The sequence below is a fragment of the Lysinibacillus sp. FJAT-14745 genome, assembly GCF_001275675.1.
Classification (GTDB): Bacteria; Bacillota; Bacilli; order Bacillales_A; family Planococcaceae; genus Lysinibacillus.
Genome location: NZ_LITM01000009.1, coordinates 103,374 through 107,588, shown reverse-complemented (window position 1 = coordinate 107,588; position 4,215 = coordinate 103,374). Strand labels below are relative to the sequence as shown.

The 4,215-nt window shown below is 34.1% G+C and carries 4 protein-coding genes; 3 read left to right on the top strand and 1 reads right to left on the bottom strand.

Annotation, left to right across the window (positions count from 1 at the left end; translation table 11 throughout):
• Positions 1–163: 163 nt before the first annotated feature.
• The gene (locus AMS59_RS15755) at positions 164–1,033 is read right to left on the bottom strand and encodes a cation diffusion facilitator family transporter (protein WP_053484694.1); all 870 of its coding nucleotides are present in this window, start codon (positions 1,031–1,033) and stop codon (positions 164–166) included.
• Positions 1,034–1,506: 473 nt separating this feature from the next.
• Between AMS59_RS15755 and AMS59_RS15750 the strand changes: the two genes are divergently transcribed.
• From AMS59_RS15750 to AMS59_RS15740, 3 genes are all read left to right on the top strand, one after another.
• Positions 1,507–2,259: a GNAT family N-acetyltransferase gene (locus tag AMS59_RS15750; RefSeq protein WP_053485101.1), complete on the top strand. Its 753-nt coding sequence runs from the start codon at positions 1,507–1,509 to the stop codon at positions 2,257–2,259.
• 277 nt (positions 2,260–2,536) lie between these two features.
• Positions 2,537–2,887: a cupin domain-containing protein gene (locus AMS59_RS15745; RefSeq protein ID WP_053484693.1), complete on the top strand. Its 351-nt coding sequence runs from the start codon at positions 2,537–2,539 to the stop codon at positions 2,885–2,887.
• Positions 2,888–2,962: 75 nt separating this feature from the next.
• On the top strand, positions 2,963–4,215 hold a 1,253-nt coding region (locus tag AMS59_RS15740; protein WP_053484692.1), incomplete at its 3' end, for a transposase.

Genomic DNA, 4,215 nt, shown 5'->3' with positions numbered 1-4,215 from the left:
GTTTTTTCCTTCGTTTACGTTTAGAAACAGGTCGTTGATTTTGTCACCCACGACTTTTGGTGATGAGCCATATTATTGTAAATTATAAAATAGAAAAGTTAAGTGTATTTAGCAATTAAATAAATAACCAGGTACTTTAAAAAAAGACCTGGTCATTTGCAAATCATTCATTTGTTTTTTCATTCTCTGGTTCTAAGTGAATAAGAATATTGGCTTGATGAAAAAGGTTATTAATCTTTTCTTCAATACGATCACATAAATCATGAACGGTTTCAATGCTTTCATTTGATGCTACGACTAAATGGAAATCGATGTATTCTTCAGCACCAGAACGTCTAGTTCGAAAATCGTGATACTCAATGTATTCATCTTTAAATGATTCAATAATTTGAATAATTTGTTCTTCCTCTTCCTTTGATATTCGTGCATCCATTAATGGAGGAAATGTTTCTTTCATCAGTTTGAAAGCTTCCAACATAATATAACATGCTAATATTATTCCGATTATCGGGTCTAAAATGTACCAACCAGTTAAATGGACAATCAATAAACTCAATGCAACACCCAATGATGTATAGACATCTGTAAGTAGATGCAGAGCATTTGATTTCATGGCAACAGAGTTGGTATTCTTTGCAGTTCTATAAACAATCCTTGATACAAAAAAATTAATCAAGGCGCCAAATAACATGACCAGTATTCCTAGAACTGGAAGTTTGATTGGAGTGGGAGTGATAATTTTATGAATACATTCATAAATAATCCAAATCCCAGCAACAAAAATTAAAAGTGTTTCAATTGTTCCTGAAATATTTTCAACCTTTCCATGTCCGTAGGGGTGCTCTTTATCAGCTGGTTTACTGGAAATCCGTACGGAAAAAAAGGCAATAAAAGAGGCGAGTAAGTCTAGCAAAGAATGGATTGCCTCCGATATAATTGCAACTGATCCAGTGAACAATCCAACAATAAGTTTTAATATGACAACAGTAGAATTACTTAAAACTGATAAAAATGCAATTTTTGATGAATTCACCTGAAATCACCTCCTGATATATATAGACCTATGATAACAAGTAAACTTTGAGTGGGTCTATAGCAACGTTTTTTCCTAACTCCGATTAAATGACTAGTGTGAAAAAAAGTTGTGCAAGGGAAAATGCATAAACAGCTTTAACAAAAATTTGAAAAAACAGCATTTTATTTTAAATATGAGTGAACGGGATATGGACTTGGGATTAAGACCGAATTCTAATAAAGCAAGAGAAGAATTAATGACTATATTATGTGTAGAGGAGCTAAGGTTAATCCCTACATACGGAATTAAAGTGCTAAATTTAACAGAATATCAAGGATTTGATATCTGTATAGTTTGCCAAGTGTTCACGTGTTTGCTGTGAAATCTAGGAGATGGTTAATGAAAAAGAAAAGGAATTGCTATCCATTTTCTACCTTCGATATAATAAAATAGTGGTATCAAATTGGATTAGTAAAGAGGCGGATGGTAAAGTGGATTATATTCAAATTACTAGAAACAATATTGAACAGGAGCATATATGTTGTGCACTTGGTGGGAAGCAATACGAGGAAGCGGTAAAGGAAAAGAAAGAATGGTTGATGAACCGTTTAGATGAGGAGCTAGTTTTTTATCGTTTAAACGACCGGGCAAAAGTGTTTATTGAATATTTACCGGCAAATCAAGCTTGGGTTCCTATCGATGCACCGAATTATATGTATATTAATTGTCTATGGGTTGCAGGTAAATACAAAAATCAAAACCATGCTAGACAACTGTTTGAAAAGTGTAAGGAAGATGCATTAGCGCAAGGGATGGATGGCATCGTACATATAGTAGGGGAGAAAAAGCTTTCATTTCTAAGTGATAAGCGTTTTTTTGAACATTTGGGATTTGAAATTGTAGATCAAGCAGCACCTTATTTTCAGCTAGCTGTCTATAAATTTAACGATTGTGCCGACGATCCTTCCTTTAAATTGCAGGTGAAAAATCCTTTATCTAATAACAATGGTATTGTGATATACTTCACTGCCCAATGTCCTTTTGCAGTAGGTGTTATAGATGACTTGAAAAATATAGCAGAGAAAAGGGGCATTCCATTTCATGCATATCAATTAATGACGAAAGATGAAGCACAGAATGCACCTATCATATGGACTACCTTTGGACTGTTTTACAATGGTCATTTTATGACACATGAAATACTGAGTGCAAACAAATTCGAAAAATTATTAAATACATTATGAGCAGGGTATTTATCTACTTTTTATAAATTTTAAAATTAGAGCGAATAAACAAATGCCTAGAAACGAGCCTAGAGTAAACGACCAAGAAAAATAATCGAAAAAGATGTATGCAATTAATAATGCCAGCATATAGCCAAGAGCAGTGCCCAGCAATTGTTTTTTGATATTCAACGATCCCACTCCTTACTGCGTGATAGTTAATATACTTATTTATATTTTATAGAAATATTAGGTAAATATCCATAACAATCAAGATAAAAGGAAGGTGATATCAGTTTTGAAAATTAGCAAACAGTATGCAGAACATTACATATGGGGAGAACAATGTGATGGATGGCATTTAGTGAAGAATAATGACCTCAGTATTATTCATGAGCGTATGCCTGCTAAAACAGTAGAGGTAAATCATTATCACCATCATGCACAACAATTTTTCTTTGTGCTATCTGGAACAGCAACAATCGATATCGACGGAGAACTAATTGTGTTACAAAAAAATGAAGGAATTGAAGTGCCGCCCCTTAAACCGCACCAGATGCGTAATGATTCAGGGGAAGAGGTAGAGTTTTTAGTCATTTCACAGAAGGGAGCTTCAGGAAGCCCACTTCTTCAGAGGTGGGCGGAATGAAGTGCATTTTTCTTTATAGAACATATGTTTATATTGTATATTGTGAATAATCAAAAAATAAAGGAGTGACGGGTAATGACGAAAGGGAAGAAAGATTGTTTTATTATAGAACTCAAGTTACTTATAGATACATGGAAAAAGGATATTCTATTAAAACGTTTTGAAATTGCCCGTACACTCTATAATACGACTTTGTCTTATGCAGTAAAACAATATACTTTAATGCAAGAATCAAAACACTATCGAAAACAATTACGTTGCTACCAAAAAGCGAAAAAATCTAATGATTCAAAAGAATGGAAGCAGGCCGCAAAACAATTAGATAACATTCGTCAATCTTTTGGATTAAGTGAATATCAACTGCATGCGTATATTAAAAAGCATCAACATAACTATAAAAAACATATAGATAGCAATACTTCTCAGAAAATCGCCTCTACTGTCTGGAAAGCGGTTCAAGATGTTCTATTTAAAGGGAGTAAAGCACACTTTAAACGTTACGGAATGCTTCATTCTGTAGAAGGGAAATCTAATAAAGCGGGCATTCGATTTAAAGAGAATATTGTCTATTGGAATGGATTAAGCCTTCCTGTTCGTATTCGCAAACAAGATTTGTTTGTAAAAGAATCCCTTGCTCTTCATGCCATTAAATATTGTCGTCTAGTCAAAAAAGTGATTCGTGGAAAACATACTTTTTACGTACAACTCGTGATGGATGGGATTCCTCCTGCAAAGAGAATTCCATCTACAGGAGCCTTTCGACATTCCTATCAAAAACAAAAACGAGTAGGTATTGACATTGGTCCTTCCACCATTGCGGTTGTTTCAGAAGAAACCGTTTTCATGCAACAACTCGCTCCAGAAGTACCTTTATTGGAGAAACAAAAAAGACGTTTATTACGCAAGTTGGATAGAAGTCGTAGAAGTACCAATCCTAACAATTTCAAAAAGGATGGACCTATAAAACATGGCGTCAAACTCCGTTGGACATATAGTAAAAACTATCAAAAAACAAAAAAACAACTAAAAGAATTATATAGAAAGAAAGCTTCCTACATTAAAGAAAAGCATGGTGCGTTAGCAAATAAAATCTTGTCTCTTGGCGATGAGGTGTACATTGAAACCATGCATTTTAAAGGATTGGCAAAACGTACAAAAGAAACCAAAACAACTATACAGGGCAAAATCCAATCCAAAAAGCGCTTTGGAAAAAGCATTGGGAATCATGCCCCTGCCATGCTAGTGGAAATCATCCATCAAAAATTAGGTTACACAAAGCAAACGATACAGAAAGTAAATACGATCACCTTTAGAGCCAGTCAGTATAA